20 protein-coding genes are annotated in these 18530 nt (G+C 73.3%); 10 read left to right on the top strand and 10 right to left on the bottom strand.

Annotated elements, in window-relative coordinates:
- The first annotated feature begins 53 nt into the window (after positions 1-53).
- From C2L59_RS12190 to C2L59_RS12180, 3 genes are read left to right on the top strand one after another with little or no spacing between them, the layout of a single operon-like run.
- On the top strand, positions 54-1880 hold the full coding sequence (locus C2L59_RS12190; RefSeq protein WP_103349634.1) for an RICIN domain-containing protein: 1827 nt from the start codon (positions 54-56) through the stop codon (positions 1878-1880).
- A gap of 40 nt (positions 1881-1920) precedes the next feature.
- A complete protein-coding gene (locus C2L59_RS12185; RefSeq protein WP_103349633.1) occupies positions 1921-2175 on the top strand; it encodes a hypothetical protein in 255 nt (84 codons plus the stop codon).
- A 14-nt stretch (positions 2176-2189) separates the two neighbouring features.
- On the top strand, positions 2190-2954 hold the full coding sequence (locus tag C2L59_RS12180) for a DUF1206 domain-containing protein (RefSeq protein WP_103349632.1): 765 nt from the start codon (positions 2190-2192) through the stop codon (positions 2952-2954).
- Positions 2955-2966: 12 nt separating this feature from the next.
- Here C2L59_RS12180 and C2L59_RS12175 read toward each other — a convergent pair whose 3' ends face one another.
- Positions 2967-3725, bottom strand: coding sequence for an SDR family oxidoreductase (locus tag C2L59_RS12175; RefSeq protein WP_103349631.1), 759 nt, complete (start codon positions 3723-3725; stop codon positions 2967-2969).
- 99 nt (positions 3726-3824) lie between these two features.
- On the opposite strand from C2L59_RS12175, the gene C2L59_RS12170 reads away from it, so the two are divergent.
- On the top strand, positions 3825-4685 hold the full coding sequence (locus C2L59_RS12170) for a helix-turn-helix transcriptional regulator (protein ID WP_103349630.1): 861 nt from the start codon (positions 3825-3827) through the stop codon (positions 4683-4685).
- Positions 4686-4703: 18 nt separating this feature from the next.
- Here C2L59_RS12170 and C2L59_RS12165 read toward each other — a convergent pair whose 3' ends face one another.
- A complete protein-coding gene (locus C2L59_RS12165) occupies positions 4704-5084 on the bottom strand; it encodes an STAS domain-containing protein (protein ID WP_233223432.1) in 381 nt (126 codons plus the stop codon).
- A 101-nt stretch (positions 5085-5185) separates the two neighbouring features.
- On the opposite strand from C2L59_RS12165, the gene C2L59_RS12160 reads away from it, so the two are divergent.
- The 3 genes from C2L59_RS12160 to C2L59_RS12150 all read left to right on the top strand — a co-directional run bounded on the left by C2L59_RS12160 (position 5186) and on the right by C2L59_RS12150 (position 7323).
- The gene (locus C2L59_RS12160; RefSeq protein WP_103349628.1) at positions 5186-5983 is read left to right on the top strand and encodes a MerR family transcriptional regulator; all 798 of its coding nucleotides are present in this window, start codon (positions 5186-5188) and stop codon (positions 5981-5983) included.
- Between the two features lie 109 nt (positions 5984-6092).
- The gene (locus C2L59_RS12155; RefSeq protein ID WP_103349627.1) at positions 6093-6452 is read left to right on the top strand and encodes a hypothetical protein; all 360 of its coding nucleotides are present in this window, start codon (positions 6093-6095) and stop codon (positions 6450-6452) included.
- Between the two features lie 184 nt (positions 6453-6636).
- A complete protein-coding gene (locus tag C2L59_RS12150) occupies positions 6637-7323 on the top strand; it encodes an alpha/beta hydrolase (RefSeq protein ID WP_103349626.1) in 687 nt (228 codons plus the stop codon).
- A 252-nt stretch (positions 7324-7575) separates the two neighbouring features.
- On the opposite strand, the gene C2L59_RS12145 is transcribed toward C2L59_RS12150, so the two are convergent.
- Together C2L59_RS12145 and C2L59_RS12140 are read right to left on the bottom strand one after the other, a co-directional pair.
- Positions 7576-8841 carry an acyl-CoA desaturase gene (locus tag C2L59_RS12145; RefSeq protein ID WP_103349625.1) on the bottom strand — a complete coding sequence of 422 codons (1266 nt, stop codon included), beginning with the start codon at positions 8839-8841 and terminating at the stop codon, positions 7576-7578.
- A 17-nt stretch (positions 8842-8858) separates the two neighbouring features.
- Positions 8859-9956, bottom strand: coding sequence for a ferredoxin reductase (locus C2L59_RS12140; RefSeq protein ID WP_103349624.1), 1098 nt, complete (start codon positions 9954-9956; stop codon positions 8859-8861).
- 268 nt (positions 9957-10224) lie between these two features.
- Between C2L59_RS12140 and C2L59_RS12135 the strand changes: the two genes are divergently transcribed.
- The 3 genes from C2L59_RS12135 (at position 10225) to C2L59_RS12125 (ending at position 11971) form a co-directional block, all read left to right on the top strand.
- Positions 10225-10524: a WhiB family transcriptional regulator gene (locus C2L59_RS12135; protein WP_103349623.1), complete on the top strand. Its 300-nt coding sequence runs from the start codon at positions 10225-10227 to the stop codon at positions 10522-10524.
- 117 nt (positions 10525-10641) lie between these two features.
- Positions 10642-11379, top strand: a complete 738-nt coding sequence (locus tag C2L59_RS12130) for a GAF and ANTAR domain-containing protein (protein ID WP_103349622.1) — start codon at positions 10642-10644, stop codon at positions 11377-11379.
- Between the two features lie 82 nt (positions 11380-11461).
- Complete coding sequence (locus tag C2L59_RS12125) at positions 11462-11971, top strand: hypothetical protein (protein WP_103349621.1); 510 nt, start codon at positions 11462-11464, stop codon at positions 11969-11971.
- 40 nt (positions 11972-12011) lie between these two features.
- Here C2L59_RS12125 and C2L59_RS12120 read toward each other — a convergent pair whose 3' ends face one another.
- Genes C2L59_RS12120 through C2L59_RS12095 form a run of 6 tightly spaced genes read right to left on the bottom strand, consistent with a single transcriptional unit; the run spans position 12012 to position 18520 of the window.
- Positions 12012-12242, bottom strand: coding sequence for a hypothetical protein (locus tag C2L59_RS12120; RefSeq protein ID WP_103349620.1), 231 nt, complete (start codon positions 12240-12242; stop codon positions 12012-12014).
- Positions 12239-13429 carry an MFS transporter gene (locus C2L59_RS12115; RefSeq protein ID WP_103349619.1) on the bottom strand — a complete coding sequence of 397 codons (1191 nt, stop codon included), beginning with the start codon at positions 13427-13429 and terminating at the stop codon, positions 12239-12241. Before C2L59_RS12115 ends, C2L59_RS12120 begins: the two co-directional genes overlap by 4 nt.
- Positions 13426-13650: an acyl carrier protein gene (locus C2L59_RS12110; RefSeq protein ID WP_158263047.1), complete on the bottom strand. Its 225-nt coding sequence runs from the start codon at positions 13648-13650 to the stop codon at positions 13426-13428. Before C2L59_RS12110 ends, C2L59_RS12115 begins: the two co-directional genes overlap by 4 nt.
- Positions 13631-15136 carry an AMP-binding protein gene (locus C2L59_RS12105; RefSeq protein ID WP_103349617.1) on the bottom strand — a complete coding sequence of 502 codons (1506 nt, stop codon included), beginning with the start codon at positions 15134-15136 and terminating at the stop codon, positions 13631-13633. Before C2L59_RS12105 ends, C2L59_RS12110 begins: the two co-directional genes overlap by 20 nt.
- Entirely contained in the window at positions 15129-16532 is a 1404-nt protein-coding gene (locus C2L59_RS12100) for a condensation domain-containing protein (RefSeq protein ID WP_103349616.1), read from the bottom strand. Before C2L59_RS12100 ends, C2L59_RS12105 begins: the two co-directional genes overlap by 8 nt.
- Positions 16529-18520, bottom strand: a complete 1992-nt coding sequence (locus tag C2L59_RS12095) for a carbamoyltransferase C-terminal domain-containing protein (RefSeq protein ID WP_103349615.1) — start codon at positions 18518-18520, stop codon at positions 16529-16531. Before C2L59_RS12095 ends, C2L59_RS12100 begins: the two co-directional genes overlap by 4 nt.
- Between the last annotated feature and the right edge of the window lie 10 nt (positions 18521-18530).

Below are 18530 nucleotides of genomic sequence, written 5' to 3'. Positions count from 1 at the left end.
GCCGGTCGAACCGGTTCGATCCCGGCGGTCGCGGGCAACGCAGGGAGGACCCCATGAAAACGAGACCCGGGCGCGGCCGGCTGCGGGCGGCGGTGGGCGCGGCACTGGTGCTGGCCGGGTCGGTGCTGGCTCCGGCCACCGGCCAGGCGGCGGACAAGTCGTTGACGGTGGACCTTTCCGCCACGCGCGGACCGGCGACCGGCGTGGGGGAAGGCTTCCTGTACGGCATCACCCAGGACGGCAGCCAGCCGGCCGACGCGTTGCTCCAGCCGTTGGCCATCAACGCCTTCCGCGGCGGCGGCTGGTTCTCCGGCGGCTGGATCAGGGACGGCTACCAGAACGGCTCCGCGACCAAGGCCGACCTCGACTCGATCATCGCGCAGGCGAAGCGGCTCACCCGGCCGCCGTACCACGCGCAGTACCAGGTGCTCGTCACCGACATCTACGGCCTCAACGGCGGGCAGCCGGCGAACACGATGTACCCGTGCGACAACGGCGACTGCTCGAACTGGCTGAAGTTCATCGACGCCACCGTGGGCGCGCTGCAGGCCTCCGGGCTGAAGTTCGCCTACGACATCGACAACGAGCCGGACGTCTCGGTGTTCTGGAAGCGCGGCGTGAACAGCCCGCAGTACCTCCGGATGTGGGACACCGCCTACCGGGAGATCCGCCGCATCGCGCCCGGCGCGCAGATCGTCGGACCGTCGTTCGGGTTCACCCCGCAGCGCAATCCCGGTGAGTGGCAGACGTGGCTCGCCCACGTCAAGGCGGCCGGGACCGTGCCGGACATGATCAGCAACCACAACGAAGGCGACGTCGACGACCCGGTGAGCGTCGGGAACACGCTCGACAGCGACCTGACCGCGGCGGGGATCGGCCGGCTGCCGCTGTCGTCGAACGAGTACCAGCCCGCCGACCGGCAGACCGCCGGGGTGACCGCGTGGTACCTCGCGCGGTTCGCGCAATCGTCGTACACCAACGCGATGCGCGGCAACTGGGTCTGCTGCGTCACGCCGAACCTCACCGGTGTCCTCACCCAGAGCGGCGGGACCTGGCAGCCGACCGGCAACTGGTGGGTGATGCGCGACTACGCCGACCTCACCGGCACGCTCGTCGGCACCGCGGGTCAGGTCGGCTCGACGGCCATCTCGGCCGCCGAGGACGCCACCGCCCAGCGCGCGGTGGCGATCATCGGCGACTCCGCCGGGTACACCGGGGCCGCGTCCGTGACCTTCACCGGCCTGGGCTCGGTTCCCTGGCTGGCGCACAACGGCAGCGTGCACGTCACCGTGCACCGCCTTCCCGATCAGGCGCCCCTGACCGCACCGCAGGTGGTGTACGACCAGAACGTCAGCGCCGGCGTGGCGATCACCGTGCCGCTCACGTTCCCGGCGCCGCACGACGCGTTCGCCGTCTACCTGACCCCCGCACCGACCTCCGGCGGCGGATTCCCCACCGGCTACCACCGGCTCGTCGCCGCCCACGACAACCTGTGCCTCGACGTCTACGGCAACTCCTCGGCCGCGGGCGCGGCGATCGACCAGTGGACCTGCAACGGGCAGGCCAACCAGCAGTTCCAGTTCGTCCCGGGCGCCGGCGGCTACGGCGAACTGCGGGCGCGGAACTCCGGCCAGGACGTGGCGGTGTCCGGCGGTTCCACCGCCCAGGGCACGCCGGACATCGTCCAGCAGCCGCCGGACACGGCCGCCGGCACCCTCTGGCAACCGGTCCCGCAGTCCGACGGCTCGTACGAATTCCGCAACCAGCACAGCGGTTTGTGCCTCGACGTGCCCAGCGCCGGCAGCACGGCGGGCCAGCAGCTGGACCAGTGGCCGTGCAAGGACGCGCCGGGCACGAACCAGGACTTCCTGGTCGGCTGACCGGCCGGGAGGTGCCGGTGGTCCGTCACGCCTTCCGGCGATGGCGGACGGGGCTGGTGACGACCACGCCGAAGAGGGCCAGCGCGATCCCGCCGGCCACAGAGGCTTCGACGGCGGAGGCGCGGGTGTCGCCGTTGCGGCCGGGGTCCTCGGGGACGTAGTCGATCTCGTAGCGGTTCCCGACGTGGGCGTCGGAGGGGATTTCCGGCTGGGTGTGGTGCGTCGTGCCGTCGACGGTGAAGACCGCGCCGACGACGAAACCCGCCCCGGAGCCTGGCTATCCGAGCCGGGATGAACGAAGATCCTCGGGTGCCCGACTTCAGAGGTTTCACCCTGATCGCCCGGATCGGCCTGACCTGCTACGCCCTCGTGCACCTGGTCGTCGCGTGGCTGGCGGCGCAGGTCGCCCTCGGCGACAACGAGAAGGCCGACAAGGCCGGTGCCCTGCAGATCGTCGCGTCGGGCGGAGGGGCGTGGTTGCTGTGGCTGATCGCCGCCGGTACCGGGTTGCTCGCCCTGTGGCAGCTCGTCGAGGCGATCCGGGGTCACCGGCACGCCGCACCGCGCCGGCGGTGGGTGCGGCGTACGGCCAGCGGCGTCGAGGTCGTCCTGTACGGCCTCGTCGCCTACAGCGCGGGAAAGATCGCGACCGGCGGCTCCGGCAAGGCGGGCTCGGTGGTGGCGACGGTGCTCGCCGAACCCTGGGGAGCCGCCGCGGTGATCGCGGCCGGTGGCGTCGTCATCGTGGTCGCGGCGTTCCTCGGTTACCGCGGGATCAGGAAGAAGTTCGTCCACGACCTCGACCTCGGCGGGACGTCCCGGACGATCCGGCGGTCGACGGAGAGACTCGGCCAGGTGGGCTGGTCCGCAATGGCGGTCACCTACGGCACGGTGGGCGCGATGTTCATCGTCGCCGCCGTCGAATACGACCCCGCCAAAGCCGGCGGCCTGGACCCCGCGCTCAAGACGCTCGCCCTCCAGCCCTACGGCCAGGCCCTGCTGCTGGCCCTGGCCGCCGGCATCGCCGTTTTCGGCGTGTTCGCGCTGATCGAGAGCCGCTACCGCAGGATCTGACGCTCCCCCGGCCTAGTGCGGGTCGGTGCCGTTGAGCGTCGCCACCACCTCGTCGTAGTCGCCGCGGACCTCGCCGTAGCGCAGGAACTTGACCCGCTCGACCTGGATCTCCTTCGCCGCCGGCTGAGTCTCCAGGATGTCCATCACCTCGGCGACGAACTCGCCCAGCGGCATCGCGTGCTCGTTGTCGGCCTGGCCCGGCAGCAGGTCGGTCTGCACCGACGGCGGTACCAGCTCCACGACCTCCACCGGGGTGTCGGCCAGCTGCAGCCGCAGGGACTCGCTGAGCTGGTGGATCGCCGCCTTCGAGGCGTTGTAGCTGGGGGTCACCCGCAGCGGGGCGAAGGCCAGCCCCGAGGAGACGGTCATGATCGTGGCGCCCGGCCGGGTCCGCAGGTGCTCGACGAACGCCGCGATCAGGCGGATCGGGCCGAGCACGTTCGTCGTCACGATGTTCTCGGCCGATTCGAGGAAGGTTTCCGGCTGGTGCCAGTCCTCGACGCGCATGACGCCGGCCATGGTCACCAGCACGTTCAGCCCGGGGTGGCGGGCGAGCACCTCCTTCGCCGCGGCCTGGATGCTCGCGGAGTCGGTGGTGTCGATCCGGACGGTGTCGATGCCGGGGTGCTCGGCCGCGATGCGCTCCAGCAGCTCGGTGCGGCGGCCGCCGACGATCACGGTGTTGCCGCGGTCCGCCCAGGCGAGCGCGAGCGCCAGGCCGATGCCGCTGGTGGCGCCGGGGATGAAGAGGGTGTTTCCGGTGTTGTCCATGCCCCGAGCTTCACCGGTCCGGGCGGGCGGCGGCAGAGACCGCACATCGGGGGACCGGGGATCCCTGGTTGCGGCCGCGGCGGGCGCGATACTGGAGGGGTGGACCGAGTGGAACTGGCGGCCTTCCTGCGACGACGCCGGGAACAGCTGTGCCCCGAGGACGTCGGCCTTCTGCCGGGCACCCGCCGCCGCACGGCGGGGCTGCGCCGGGAGGAGGTCGCGTCGCTGGCGGCGATGTCGACGGACTACTACACCCGGCTCGAGCAGCGCCGCGGCCCGCAGCCGAGTGAACAGATGCTCACCGCGCTGGCCCGCGCGCTGCGGCTGAGCAACGACGAGCGCGACTACCTGTTCGAGGTGGCCGGGCGCACGGCCCCCTCCCCCTCGGCGACGGCCGCGCACGTGGCCCCCGCCTTGCTCAGGGTGCTGGACCGGCTCTCGGACACCCCCGCGCTCATCCTGTCCAACCTCGGCGAAGTGCTGGTCCGCAACCGGCTCGCCGAAGCCCTCTACGGCGGCCCGGCCGAGCACACCGGGCTGGCGCGCAGCGAAATCTACCGCTGGTTCACCGACCCGCGTGAGCGGCTGATCTACCCGGAGCACGACCGGGACCGCCAGAGCCGCGCCCTGGTGGCGAACCTGCGCGCGGCCCACGGTTCGATGGGCCCCCGGTCCCGGGCCGGCGACCTGGTGCGAGCGCTGACCCGCGAAAGCGAGGAGTTCGCGCGGCTGTGGGAACGCCACGAGGTCGCGAAGCGGTTCGAGGACCACAAGGTGCTCGTGCACCCGCAGCTCGGCGAAATCGAAGTGGACTGCCAGGCGCTGTTCACCGAGGACCAGTCCCAGGCGCTGCTCGTGCTCACCGCACCTCCGCGCACGGAGGCGTTCGAAAAGCTGCAGCTGCTGGCGGTGCTGGGCAACGAGCGGTTCGACGCCCCGCTCGGCCGGGGGCCCGAATGACGCCGCCGGGCCGGGTGGTCACCGGTCCGGGGTCCCCTTGATCCAGGTGCGGGCCCGCTCGATTGAAGGATGGACGCTGAGCGTCGCATCGAGCCGGGTGACCTGCAGAGCGCGCAGGACAGCGTATTGGGTGGCGACGACCGCGAAGGCCGATCCCCCGTCGGCCGTGGACGTCACCAGTTCGGACAGCACCTGCAGGCCGGCCGAGCCGCAGAACTTCACCTCGGCGAGGTCCACGATAAGCCCCGGCGGCGAGTCCGCCACCGCGGCCAGGGCTTCGCGGCGCAGCACCGGAGCGGTGGCCATGTCCAGGTCACCGGCCGCCACGACGACCACCGCCTCCGGCAGCATCACGCACTGGACGGAGAACGCCGCCCCCGCTCCTTCGACGTCGGTCACCGGTGTCTCTCCCTGTCGGACTCGGCTGCGGACTTGTTGCATCGTTTTGTCATCGATTCCATGATGCAGCGAACATCGCGGATCCGCAGCACAATGGGCGGATGAGCACCTCGTCGGCCCCCGCCGCCAGCTGGCCCGCGGGGACGGTCGCCCGGATGCTCGGCCTTCCCCCGTCGACGCTCCGGGCGTGGCACCGCCGCTACCACCTGCCGCTGTCCGCGCCCCAGACCGGCAGCCACCGCCGGTACTCCAGCACCGATGTCGCCGCCCTGACGCGGATGAAGTACCTGATCGAGCAGGGTTTCAGCACGGAGAGCGCGGCCCGGCGAGCCTTCCACGCCGACGGCGCCACCGACGTGGTCACGCTGCTGGCCGCCGTCCGGCAGCTGAAGATCGACGCCGCGACCGCGTTCCTCGAGGCACACCTGGCCGCCCACGACGTCGTCGCGACGTGGGAGCAGCTCTGCCGGCCCGCGCTCGCCGCTCTGTGCGGCCCCGACGCGGACCACTGCATCGACCTCGTGCAGGGCCTTTCCTGGGCCATCGCCGCCGCCCTGCACCGCGTCACCACCGCGGCCGGCGCACCCCCGCCCGTCCTGCTCGCCTGCGCCGAGGGCGACCGGCACACCCTCCCGCTGGAAGCCCTCCGCGCGGCACTGGCGGAACAGGGCCGCACCGCGTTGTTCCTCGGACCTTCGCTGCCGGATACGGCCCTGCAGAGCGCGGTCGATCGCACGAACCCCGCCGCCGCGCTCGTCTGGGCGAGCCGCGCCGCCGGTCCGCTCCCCCGGATCAGGGGCACCCGGCTGATCCTCGCCGGCCCGGGCTGGCCCGCGACGGCGGCGGGGGAACACCCCGCGACGCTCCAGGAAGCCGTGGCGCTGCTGATCCGGTGGTGAGGCCCGGGCAGGCCGGCCGCCGAACATCATCTCGGCCTGCATCGGTTTGTCATCGTTTTGGCCGGGTAGTCCAAGATCCTGCTGCCGTCCGATGCGAAGGAAGTGCCCGATGCCCGCGTTGACCCGTGTACTCGGAGTGGCGACCGCTGCCTACAGCGCGACCATCATCGTCGCGCCGAAGGTGCTGGCCAAGCCGTGCGGCCTGACCTCGCCGGACGGCGAAGTCGGCCGGGACGTGCGGACCCTGATCGGCGGCATCGGGGCCCGCGACGCCGCCATCGGCCTCGCCATGGTGTTCGCCGCGCCCGGGCGGCCTCTGCAGCTGGCCCTGGCCGCCCGGGTGGCCTCCGACACCGCGGACGCACTGGTCTTCGGCACGGGCCTGCCCGATCGCTCGGCCCGCAAGAAGGTCGCGGTGTTCGCCGCGGCCTGGGCCGCGCTGTGCGCCGCCTCCGCCCTCTTCCCGTGACCGGTCTCGCCGCACGCCGGAGCCACTGACGGCGTGCCGGCCGCAAGGTCGTGCGGGCGCGGAGCCCACGAATCCCCGCGCCCGCACGGCGGCTCGTCCCGGCGTCCCGCGACCCAGGAGGTAGTTCCCTTGTCCACCGCCGCTCGGCTCGCCCCGGCGTCCCGCGACCCAGGAGGTACTTCCCTTGTCCACCGCCGCTCGGCTCGTCCCGGCCCGGGTCCCCCGGTCACCGGCCGGCGCGGTGCTCGTGCTGCACGGCGGCGGCGGGCGGGGGCGGGCCACGCCGGTGAGCCCCACCCAGCCTTCGGTGCTGCGCATGATCCCCGTCGCCCACCGCATCGCCCACGCCGGCCACGCGGAGCTGGCCGTGTGGCGGCTGCTGAACTCCGCCCGCGGCTGGGACGGCCCCCGCACCCCGGTCGACGACGTCCGGTGGGCCCTGGGCGAACTGCGCCGGCGGCTGCCGCCCTCGACACCGGTGAGCCTGGTCGGGCACTCGCTCGGCGGCCGCGCGGCGATCCTGAGCGCCGGCGAAGAAGACGTGTGCAGCGTCGTCGCGTTGGCGCCGTGGGTGTACGCCCACGACGGTGACGTCGACGCGGCGGGCAAGCGGATCCTGATCGTCCACGGGACGGCGGACCGGGTCGCCGACCCCCGCCGCGCGCTGGCGGCCGCGCACCGCCTCGCCCGCACCGCACGCGTCGGCGTGATCCAGGTGCGCCACGGCCGGCACGCCATGCTGCGCCGCCACGGCGTGTTCGACGGACTGGCCGCCGCCTTCACGACCGCGACCCTCCTCGGCCGGCCGCCGGACCGTCCCCACGGCCCGCTGGGCCGGATACTGGCCGGAGAGTCCTGCGCAGTCGCCTGAAACGCCGCATCACCGCCGACGCCGACCGCTGGTTCGACGCCGACGACGCCCTCCCTACGGCTTCGTCGTCGACCAGATCATCGCCGCCGGCTGCGACGGCTCTCGCCCCCGGCGCACCGGGGACGAGAGTTCACCGGGTCGGCAATCCTGCGCAGTCGCCTGAACCCGCGAGCACCGGGGAACGACCGGGCCGGGCCGGAGCTGCCGCGGGGCCACCGAAAACGTGACCACCCGAGCCCCGGCCGGCCGCGGTCAGGCGGCGCGGCGCTCCACCTCGTCGCCGCGGTAGGGACCGGGCTTCGGGCGCGGTTTACCGCCCGGGAAGGCCAGGCGCAGGATCGTGCGGTGCACCGTGCCGAGCTGGCGGGACAGCGGGCCGGTGTTGTACGGCAGGCCGTAGCGCCGGCAGATGTCGCGTACCTGCGGGGCGATCTCGGCGTAGCGGCTGCTGGGCATGTCCGGGTACAGGTGGTGCTCGACCTGGTAGCCGAGGTTGCCGCTGAGCAGGTGGAACAGCGGGGAGCCGGTGATGTTCGCCGCGCCGACGAGCTGCCGGACGTACCAGCCGCCGCGGGTCTCGCCGCGGACCTCCTCCTGGCTGAACGTGTAGGTCTGGTCGGGGAAGTGGCCGCAGAAGATGATCGAGTGCGCCCACACGTTGCGGATGATGTTCGCCGTGAAGTCGGCCCGGAAGGTCGCAGTGAACGTGGCGCCGCCGTCCTTCCGGACGGCGGCGAGCTGCGCCCGGACCGCGCCCCGGAACCCCCGGCCGCGGGCGCGGTCGGCCACAACCCGGCGCCGCGAACGGGGTTCGGGCTGCCTCAGCCGGCCGGCGGCGGTCGCGGCCAGCGCGCTCACCAGCGGCCAGCCGACGTAGTCCTTCAGGATCTGGTCGCGGGCCTTGCCCGAGATGCCCTTGATGTCGTGCCAGACGTCCTTCAGCGGCTTCTTCCCGGCGCGGATGGCCTCGACGTCCATGTCGTGCAGCGCGACCCCCCATTCGAAGAAGGCCATCAGCAGGAGGTTGTACAGCGGCTGCGCCAGGTACGCCGGGTGCCACTTCTGGTGCGGGTCGATCCGCATGATCTCGTAGCCGAGGTCCTTGTCCTTGCCGCGGATGTTGGTGTAGGTGTGGTGGACGAAGTTGTGCGAGTGCTTCCACGCCGCCGCCGTCGAGGCGGTGTCCCAGTCCCAAGTGGACGAATGGATGCCGGGGTCGTTCATCCAGTCCCACTGGCCGTGCAGGACGTTGTGCCCGATCTCCATGTTCTCCAGGATCTTCGCCACCGCCAGGCAGCCGGTGCCGGCCGTCCAGGCCACTTTGGACCGGGAACCGAGCAGCAGGACCCGGCCCGCGACCGCGATCTGCCGGTGCAGCCGGATGACGCCCTTGATGTACCGGCGGTCGCGCTCGCCGAGGTCGGCGCGGACCTGGTCGTGGATGGCGTCGAACTCGCGGGCGAGCTCGGCCAGCTGGGCCTCGTTCAGGTGGGCGAACGGGTGCGTTGTCGGGGACATGGGGTTCCTTTCCGCGCTCAGAGGTCGACCGTGACCCGGCCTTCGGCGCCGTGCACGCAGGTGCGCACGATCTCGTTGTGCTTCTCGCTGACGACGTTCGTGCGCAGGTCGCGGATCCGTCCCTCCCGGATCGGCAGCACGCACGTGTGGCAGACCCCCACCCGGCAGCCGAACGGCATCTCCACGCCCGCGTCCTCGCCGGCGACGAGGATCGGGGTGCCGGGCGGGCACTCCGCGTCGACGTTGCGGTGGGTGAAGTGCACCGTCCCGCCGGCCCCTCCGGCGTTTTGCCCGCCGACGATGGGCTGGAACCGTTCGTGGTGCAGCCGGCCGGCGTCGCCGTGCTCGGTCCAGTGCGCCTGGAGCGCGTCGAGGAGCTCGCCGGGGCCGCAGGCGTAGGTCTCCCGCTCCGGCCAGTCCGGGCACGAAGCGGCCAGCTCGGCCGGGGTGAACCGGCCGTCCCGCCCGGTGATGCGCAGCTCCAGCCGGAAGCCTTCGTGCTGCTTTTCGAGCGCGGCCAGTTCGTCTCCGAAGATGACGCCGTCCGCCTCCCGCGCGGAGTGGACGTGCACGACGTCGCGCAGGCCGGGACCGTCCGCCAGGTGCCGGAGCATGCTCATCACCGGGGTGATGCCGCTGCCCGCCGTGACGAACAGCAAGCCGCGGCCGAGCCGCTCCGGCAGCGTGAACGACCCTTCGACCTCGCCGAGCCGGACCAGCTCACCCGGGCGCGCCCGCTCGACCAGGTACGGCGAGACGACCCCGCCGTCGACCTTCTTGGGCGTCACCGAAATGAGCCCGTCCGCGCGGTCCGGGCTCGACGTCAGGGAGTACGCCCGCCAGTGGTGGACGCCGTTGATGACCACGCCCAAGCGCACGTACTGACCGGGCCGGTGCCCGACCCACTCGTAGCCCGGCCGGATCAGCACGGTGGCCGCCCCGCCGCGTTCGGGCTCGACCCGCTCGACCCGCCCGCGCAGCTCGCGGGTCGACCACAGGGGGTTGATCAGTTCGAGGTAGTCGTCCGGCCGCAGAGGGGTGAACAGCCAGCGCAACGCCCGCAACGCCCGGCGCCGCAGCGGCGACGCCGGGGGGCGCATCCCCGTTTCGGCCATCACGCACCACCCCGCACACGGCGGGCGGCTTCGCCGGGCCAGTCGACAGCGCACATGCCAATTGAGTGTACAGGCGTGCACTCAATGCGCAGCGTGGACGGCCGCGAACCGGTTCCGACCGGCCCCGGACACCCTGCCCCGCGTGAATTCCGGGATCGCCGGCGAAACCCGCGTGGGTGATTCTCGGGGTGGGCGGGTACGGCCCGCCCTTGCCGGGTACACCCCGCTCAACGGTCGGCCGGGCCGTCGAGTGAAAAGGGGTTGCCCGATGTCCGATGTGAGCCGCCTGCCCGACGCGGTCGCGGAAAACTGGGACTGGCAGAGGCGTGGAGCGTGCCGTGGCATGGACGCCGCGGTCTTCTTCCACGTCGACAACGAGCGCGGCTTCGCCCGCCGGCACCGGGAAGCGTCGGCCAAGCAGGTCTGCGCGAGCTGCCCGGTCCGGGCGGAGTGCCTCCAGCACGCCATCTCGACGGAAGAGACCTACGGCATCTGGGGTGGCCTCGGCGAGAACGCCCTGCGCCGGCTGATCGCCGCCAAGCGGCGTTCCCCGGGCCCGATCGCCTGACCGGCAGCAGGTTTGCGCACCATTTACTGTGGTGCCCTCGGAAACAGGACCACGACCTGGTCCACACCCGGCGCGAACGCTCGATCGCCGAGCGCGCCCACCTCGAGGGAGCCCCACATGGACGACAACCTGCTTCAGGAGCGGGACGCCGCGCGAAGAGTGGACGACGTCACCGCCGCGCTGGACCGGCTGGCCGGTGCCTGCACGGAGGATGAGGAGCTGACGACGGTCCTGCAGCGGGTGTGCCGGCAGGTCATCCACGCGGTGCCGGACGCGGAAATCGCGAGCATCACGCTGCTGCGCGAGGGAACCCCGTACACGGCGGCCGCCACCGGTGACCGCGCGCACCGGGTCGATCAGGCGCAGTACGAGGCGGGTCAGGGGCCCTGCCTGGAGGCCGCCCGGACCGGCGAACTCCAGCGGGTCAAGGTGACCGAGGTGGCCCACCGGTGGCCGGAGTTCGCCGCGGCCGCGGCCGGGTCCTCGGTCGTCGCCTACCTGTCCGCCCCGCTGGTCGTCGACCACCAGTACCACGGCTCGCTCAACCTCTACGACACCGGCGGCAACAGCTTCGGCGCCCTCGACGCGGCCCTGCTGGACCTGTACACCTCCGCCGCCGAAGGCGCGCTGCGCAGCACCCGCCGGCACCAGGTCGCCCGCGAAACCATGGGACAGCTCCGCGCCGCGCTGACGTCGCGCGCGGTGATCGACCAGGCGAAGGGCATCCTCATGGCCCTGCACTGCATCCCGTCCGACGAGGCGTTCGAACTGCTCGTCAAGGCGTCGCAGGAGCAGAACCTGAAACTGCGGGAAGTCGCCCAGAACTTCGTGACCGCGGCCACGCAACAGCAGTGACGGGCCATGGTTGACGGCCCCGGATCCGGGGTACCTGCGCAGTCCGCGCTCACCGATCAGTACCCGACCACCGAGGACGAGAATGCCTGAGCGGACCACGCCCGAGCCCGTACCGGCCGAACTGCGCGCGCTGGCGGCCGAAGCCGAAGCGCTCGCGACCCGGACCGCGGAAGTGGCCGCCCGGCTGCAGACCGCACCCGACGGCAATCTGCACCGGCTCGCCCGGCCCATCGCGAAGGCGACCCACGACCTGAGCGACTACACCGACGAGGTCGCCCGCGCCGCCGAGGACCTGGCCCGGGTCCGCGCGTCCCGCGACCCGGCCCTGTGCGACGTCCCCTGGGGCGTCTGCCCGGCCCACGGCGTCACGCTGCGCGCGAGCGGAGACCGAGCCTGGTGCACCGCCCCCGGCTGCACCGGCACGTGGGACTTCGACCGTCTGCACACGCCGTGCACGGAGCCGGTCACCGCGGTGATCACCGACGAGGACGGCGCAACCGCAAGGCTGTGCGCGGCCCACGCGCGCGACGCGAGCGACCGCCTGGCCGGCTGCACCGTCGCCGGTTTGGACCGGCAAGACCCGAGGAACTGACCGGGCCGGCGCCGATCTCGGTTCCCGGACCGCCGGCCGGTCAGCGTCCGTGGACCGCGCAGTGCGGCGCCGCCGGTGAGAAGTACGACTCGTGGCACGCCCAGCAGACCGGGACGCGGTCGGCTCGCAGGACCTGGGCCACCGCCTCCTCCGGGACGTCGGCCGCGAGGATGCCGCGGGTCAGGGCGAGGATCCGGCGCACCGAGTCGCCGGCCAGGTCGGGTGCCTCCGGGCGGAGCAGGCGGTGCGGGGCCGTGCCGAGCGCGGTCATGCCGGCACCGGGGTCGGTGCCGGGGTGCGGACCAGGCGGTCCACCGCCAGCAGGCCCGCCACCGCCACGGCCGCCGCGGTGCCCAGGACCCAGCGGACGCCCACCACGTCGGCCAGCGCGCCCGCGGCCAGCATCGTCACCAGCAGGATGGCCGCGTACAGCGCTCCGGACGTACCGACGATCCGGCCGCGGCTCGTCTCCGGGACCGTCAGCAGCAGCCACGTCTGGGTGCTCACCCAGGACAGCGTGAACGGCAGGCCGGACAGCGCGAAGACCACCAGGGCCATCGCCGTCGACGGCCACAACGCCAGCACCACGATCAGGGCGTTGGCGATCGCGGCGCCGGCCACCACCGGGAGCCGGTAGCCGAGCCGGCGGACCGTCAGGCCCACCACCGGGCCCGCGATCACCGCCGTGACGGCGAACGCGCTGTTCGCCGTGCCCATCTCGCCCGACGTCGCGCCGATCACCCCGAGCATCAGCACCGGGAACAGCGCCGAGAGCGGGCCCTCCTTGAGGGCGTCCAGCAGCTGCAGCAGCACCAGGCCGCGGACGCGGGCGTTGGTGCGCAGCAGCTCGCGCACTCCCCCGCCGGACCCGGCCGCCGCCCGGGCCGTCCGGCTCGCGCGGTCGCCCGGCAGCGTCAGGCTCAGCAGGAACGACACCGCCATCAGCGCCGACATGCCCACGACCGTCCAGCGGAACCCGGCCCAGGCGATCACGAAGCCGCCGAGGGCCGGGGCGATCAGGCGGGTCGCGTTGGAGGCGAACGAATTGAGCCCGTTGGCCTCCGACAGTTCCTCGCCGGAGACGTAGGACGCGATGAGCACCTGCTCGGCCGGGCCGTAGAACTGCTGGACCGTCGCCTGCAGGAACACCACGGCCACCAGCCCCGGTCCCGAGCCGGCCACGCCGAACAGGGCGAGCAGCAGCAGCACCCGGATCAGCAGCCCCGACCGGACGATGCGAAGGCGGTCGTGCCGGTCAGCCGTCGCTCCCGCCAACGCGCCGAAGGCGATGCCGGCCACCGTCGACGTCGCCGCCAGGACGCTGGTCAGCAGGGCCGACCGGGTCAGCAGGTAGACGTGGACCGACAGGGCGATGCCCAGTGACCAGCCCACCATCGACGACACGAGGTTGATCGCCCACAGCACCCGGAACCGGGGGTTGGCGCGCAGCAGTCTCACAGCCGGGACCCGGCCATGGACTGCGCGACTTCACGCATGCTTTCGGCATTGACGAAGTCGTCCATCCGGACCTCGTAGCCCAGCCCGCGCAGCCTGCTGATCAGCTCGAGCACGGCCATCGACGCCAGGCCGAGGTCGAAGATGTCCAGGTCCGGCTCGTCCAGCGGCCGGCCGGCGACCGCCGTGTACTCCCGTTCCAGGTCAACGAATGCGCTGTTCACGGTGATTTCCTTCCCGTACGTCGTGGGCCAGGGCCCGGTAGTCGGTCTTGCCGGATGCGGTCAGCGGCAGCCGGTCCACCGGGACCAGCCGGAACGCGACGTCCTCCATCGCCGAGGTGGCGCGGGCGAACTCGCGGACGGCGCGGGTGCCCGGCGCCGCGCCGGGGTCGCGCGGCCGGCACGCGAGCACCACGTGCGGGATCCCCGGCCCCTCGGTGTCCAGGAACGCGGCGCAGTCCTCGATCCCCGGGTGGGCGCGCACCACGGCTTCCAGGCCGTCCAGCTCCACGCGCACCCCGTTGAGCTTCACCTGCCGGTCGGACCGGCCGAGCACGGCGTAGACGCCCGGCTCGACCTCGACGGCGGTGTCGCCGGTGGCGTAGGCCGTGCCGTCCGGGGTGAACCCGCCGGACCCCGCGGCCGCGCCGAGGTAGCCGCCGGCCACCTGCACGCCGGAGATCACCAGCTCGCCGGACGGGCGCAGGGTCAGCTCGCAGCCCGCCGCGCCGCGGCCGATCGGGACCGGGTCCCACCGCTCGCGCTCGTCGAACGTCCAGTGGCTGACGTCGATCGCGCATTCGGTCGGCCCGTACATGTTGACGATCCGCGCGCCGGGCGCGAGCCGCTGCAGCGCCGCCGCGGTGCCGCGGTCGAGCACCTCCCCGCTGAGGGCGACCATGCGCAGGCCCGGCACCGGGCCGGCCGCCGGGTCCCGCAGCGCGGCCCGCGCGACCGACGGGACGAAGTGGCAGACGGTGACGCCCTCGTCGCGCAGCACCCGCCACAGGGCGGACCAGCCGTCCGCCGCGCGGACGTCGAGGACGGCGGTGCGCGCGCCGTGCAGCCGGGGCCACAGGTACTCCCAGACGGACACGTCGAACCCGCAGGAGGTCTTGGACAGCACCACGTCGGCGGGGCCGAGCGGGTGCACCTCCTGCATCCAGGCGAGCCGGTTGCGCAGCGCCGGCCAGGTCGTTTCGACTCCCTTGGGCGCGCCCGTGGTGCCGCTGGTGTACATCACGTACACCGGGGGCATCGGCGTCGTGTCGAGGCGGGCGACGGCGGCGGCGAGGTCCGGGATCGTCGCGTCCGGCACGGCCAGCCGGTCCGCGCCCAGCTCGGCGAAGGGCAGCGAACGGGCGCCCGGCGGCCCCTCGCCGATCACGAGGGCGGCTTCGGCGTCGGCGCAGACGTAGGCGACCCGTTCCGCCGACCACGTCACGTCCAAGGGGACGTACACGCACGACGCGACCACCGTGGCGAGGATCGCGACGTGCTGGTCGGTCCCGGGCGCCAGCCGCACCCCGACCCGGGAGTTCGGCGACACGATCTCCCGCAGCCGCACCGCGGCGGTGCCGACCGCGACAGCCAGCTCCCGGGTGGTCAGCACGCGGGCGCCGTCCCGGATGGCGGGTTCGCCGGGTGCGGCGGCCGCGGCGGCGCACAGGGCCCGCCAGAGCGTCGCCCCGCAGCTGGGCTCAGTCATCGCCGAGGCCCGTCACCGCGCGGACGGCGGCCCGGTAGGCGCGCACGGCGTCCGGCTCGAGGGCGAACCGGCCGTCGGAGTAGAGCTGCAGGTCGATCCGGCCGGCGAGCTCCTCGCTGCGGTTGAAGCTCGCCTCGAACGGGAAGTCGGTGCGCGACCAGTCGGCCACCTCCTCGAAGGTGTCGATGCCCAGCCGCCGCGCGGCCCCGGCGATGCTGTGGAAGCTGTTGAACACGAACAACGACCGCGGCGCGGCCGCCGGCCCGAGGGTGCCAACCAGGTGGGCCAGCGGCACCCGGCCGCGCGCGGTCGCGGCCAGCAGCCCGGCGCGCACCGCGGCGGGCTCGGGGCCGTCCCCGGTCCACGGCAGCGGGACGACGTTGAGGAACATCCCGCGGGCGTCGACGCCGTCCTCGACGGCGAGCCGGGTGTTGACCGTGACGCCGGTCAGCGTGCCGGCCGCGCCCGGGAGGTCCCGCAACGCCGTCAGGTGCACGGTCAGCAGGACGGCTTTCAGGCCGGTGCCGGACACTTCCGCCAGTTCCGCCAGCGCGGCGAACTCCGCACCGGTGATCGCCAGCGTGGCGTGCCAAGCAGAACTGCCGCCGGCGGGGGCGGGCACGGGCGCCTCGGTCCACGGGCGGAGCCGGGCGCGCCACCACTCGTTGTCCATTGTGGACTTGAGCATGGCTTCCTGCTGCGCGCTGTGGTGCCGCAGCCGGGCGGACGGCGGCGGGGTGACGGCGGCGCGCCCGGTGCCGAGCGCGGCGACGTAGGTGTCGAAGAGCTCGACCAGGTTGAGGTGCGTGCTCCAGCCGTCGGCGATCGCGTGCGGCTCGGTGATGGTGAACGCGATGTCCCGCTCGCTCAGCACGTGCAGGGTGAACCGGGTCAGCGGCGCGGCGGTCAGCGACAGCGTCTTGGCGTTCTCGGCCGCCGCGAACCGCGCCAGCGCCGCCTCCTGCGCGGCCGCGTCCCGGCCCCGCAGGTCGTGCACGGTCAGCACCGGCTCGGCCGCGCGGGCCAGCACGACCTGCATCGGCTGGGAGAACGTGTCGAGGTCCAGCACCGAACGGAACATCTCGTGCCGGTCCACCAGCGCCTCGGCGCACGCGGCGAACACCGCGGTGTCGACCGCCGGCACGGACATCCGGGACATGGCCACGTTGTGGTACGCCGGCACGTCCGCCGCGCCCTTGCGGCGCCGGGCCGAGCCGAGCACCAGCTGCGCGGCCATCGCGACCTGCTGCGCGGTCATCGGGAACGCGTCGACGGCGCCGGCGGGCAGCCGGGCGCGGTCGGCGTCGTCGAGCAGCCCGAACGCGGGCACCGCGGACCAGTGGTCGTCGGGCAGGTCGGCGGGGTCGGTGCCGACCGCGGGCGCGGCGGCGGTCACGACGTCGCCGCCCGCTGCCGCGCCTGCCCGGCGAGCACGGCCAGCCGGTCGTCGGCGAGCATGTCCCGCAGGGTGAGGGACAGCCCTTCGCCGCGGGCGAGCGCGACGAACCGCACCGACGTGATCGAGTCGCCGCCGACGGCGAAGAACCGGCTGTCCGGCGCCGGCGGGTCGATCCCGAGGATCTCCTCCCACAGCCGGCCGATGACCTGCTCGACGTCGTCGGCCTTCCGCACGACGAGGTGGTCGCCGAGCACCAAGGCGTCGACGTCGCTGCCCAGGAAGGTCCGCACCGCGTCCGCGGGCGAGCAGACGACCGGCTCGCCGCGCACGTTGAACGAGGTGTTGAGCACCAGCGGGGTGCCGGTCAGCTCGCGGAACCCGTCGATGATCCGCCAGTAGAGCTCGTTGTCGGCCCGCCGGACGACCTGGATGCGGGCCGAGCCGTCGACGTGCGTGACGCCGCCGAGCCGGTCCGTCCACTCCGGACGGACGTCGACGGTCTCGACCATCCAGAGGAACTCGGCCGGATCGTCGACGACGAAACAGTCCTTTGTGTACTCTTCCAGCACGGCCGGGGCCAGTGGCCGGAAGTCTTCGCGGTGCTTGACCATCGCGTTGATGCGGTCGCGCATCTCGGCGGTGGACGGGTCGGCGAGGATGCTCCGGTTGCCCAGCGCCCGCGGGCCGTACTCCATGCGCCCCTGGAACAGCGCGACCACGCGGCCGTCGGCGAGCAGCCGCGCCACCTCGGCGGCCAGTGCGCCGGGACCGGGCCGGGTCACCGTGGCGTCGATGCCGTTCAGCGCGGCCGCGACCTCGCCCGGGCCGTAGGCCGGCCCGAGGTAGGGCGGGCCCAGCCGGGTCGTGCGGCGCGCCGGGGCGGGCACCTCGGGCAGCCGGGGGTCGGCGCGGTGCAGCACGGCCAGCGCCGCGCCGAGGGCGGTGCCGTCGTCCCCCGCGGCGGGCTGCACGAACTGGCGCCGGTACAGCCCGGTCTCCCGGATCGCCTTGTTGACCACGCAGTTGAGCGCCACCCCGCCGGCCAGGCACAGCGAGTCCGCGCGCGGCCGGTCGACCGACAGGAACCGCAGGATCGCCTGTTCCGTCGCCTCCTGGAGGGCGGCCGCGAGGTCGAGGTGCCGCTGCTCCATCGGCTCCCCGGGCTGCCGGGCCGGGCCCAGCAGCCCGGCCAGGTAGGCCAGCGACCGCGCGTAGGTGGCCCGCTCCCGCGGCGTCTGGTTGAGGTAGGTGAACGGCGTGCTGTAGGTGCCGTCCTCGCGCAGCCGGACGATCTCGGCGACGGCTTCGCGCATCGGCGCCGGGTTGCCGTACGGGGCCAGGCCCATCACCTTGTACTCGTCCATGTTCATCCAGAACCCGAGGTGCATGGTGACCAGGCCGTAGGCCAGCCCGACCGAGTGCAGCCCGCGGATCTGGGCGGTGGTGCGGATCCCCGCGGCGTCGGCGCGGTAGAGCGAGGTGCTCTCGAACTCGCCGATGCCGTCGGCCACCAGCACGTCGGCCTCGGCGTAGCCCGAGCAGTAGAACGCGCTGGCGGCGTGCGCGAGGTGGTGGGCGACCGGGACGACCCGCATCGCCGGGTCCCACGTGTGCTCCGCGTGCAGCTCGCGCGCCACCGCCTCGGCCGAGTACACCTCGTCGTACTCGTCGAGCGTGCCCTCGGTCTCGAAGAACGGGCGGTAGGGCGCGAAGTCGAAGTTGTGCGCGACGAACGCGACGTCCTGCGGCTTGATCCCGGCTTCGGCGAGGACGTAGTCCACCGCCTGCCGGGGGAAGCGGCCGGTGCCCTTGTCCCGGACGAACCGCTCCTCGGCGGCCGCGGCGACCACGCCGTCCGGCGTCACCAGGGCGGCGGCGGAGTCCGCGCCCTGCGCCAGCCGGTACTGGCGGCGTTCGAGGCCGGGGAATTCCCGGCGCATGCGGGCTTCGCTGCGGTCCAGCCCGCTGATTCCCAGCACGTACACGACAGATCTC

The sequence above is a fragment of the Amycolatopsis sp. CA-128772 genome, assembly GCF_002904295.1.
In the GTDB taxonomy this organism is placed as follows: Bacteria; Actinomycetota; Actinomycetes; order Mycobacteriales; family Pseudonocardiaceae; genus Amycolatopsis.
The sequence above is the reverse complement of the archived record's forward strand: the minus strand, read 5'-3'. Positions and strand labels throughout refer to the sequence as shown.

Bases quoted from the DNA above. Each gene is read 5' to 3' on its own strand.
- C2L59_RS12140 (WP_103349624.1), bottom strand. From the start codon at position 9,956: ATGGCCGAAACGGGGATGCGCCCCCCGGCGTCGCCGCTGCGGCGCCGG.
- C2L59_RS12190 (WP_103349634.1), top strand. From the start codon at position 54: ATGAAAACGAGACCCGGGCGCGGCCGGCTGCGGGCGGCGGTGGGCGCG.
- C2L59_RS12120 (WP_103349620.1), bottom strand. From the start codon at position 12,242: ATGACCGCGCTCGGCACGGCCCCGCACCGCCTGCTCCGCCCGGAGGCA.
- C2L59_RS12130 (WP_103349622.1), top strand. From the start codon at position 10,642: ATGGACGACAACCTGCTTCAGGAGCGGGACGCCGCGCGAAGAGTGGAC.
- C2L59_RS12155 (WP_103349627.1), top strand. From the start codon at position 6,093: ATGCCCGCGTTGACCCGTGTACTCGGAGTGGCGACCGCTGCCTACAGC.
- C2L59_RS12145 (WP_103349625.1), bottom strand. From the start codon at position 8,841: ATGTCCCCGACAACGCACCCGTTCGCCCACCTGAACGAGGCCCAGCTG.
- C2L59_RS12125 (WP_103349621.1), top strand. From the start codon at position 11,462: ATGCCTGAGCGGACCACGCCCGAGCCCGTACCGGCCGAACTGCGCGCG.
- C2L59_RS12135 (WP_103349623.1), top strand. From the start codon at position 10,225: ATGTCCGATGTGAGCCGCCTGCCCGACGCGGTCGCGGAAAACTGGGAC.
- C2L59_RS12105 (WP_103349617.1), bottom strand. From the start codon at position 15,136: ATGACTGAGCCCAGCTGCGGGGCGACGCTCTGGCGGGCCCTGTGCGCC.
- C2L59_RS12175 (WP_103349631.1), bottom strand. From the start codon at position 3,725: ATGGACAACACCGGAAACACCCTCTTCATCCCCGGCGCCACCAGCGGC.
- C2L59_RS12160 (WP_103349628.1), top strand. From the start codon at position 5,186: ATGAGCACCTCGTCGGCCCCCGCCGCCAGCTGGCCCGCGGGGACGGTC.
- C2L59_RS12185 (WP_103349633.1), top strand. From the start codon at position 1,921: ATGGCGGACGGGGCTGGTGACGACCACGCCGAAGAGGGCCAGCGCGAT.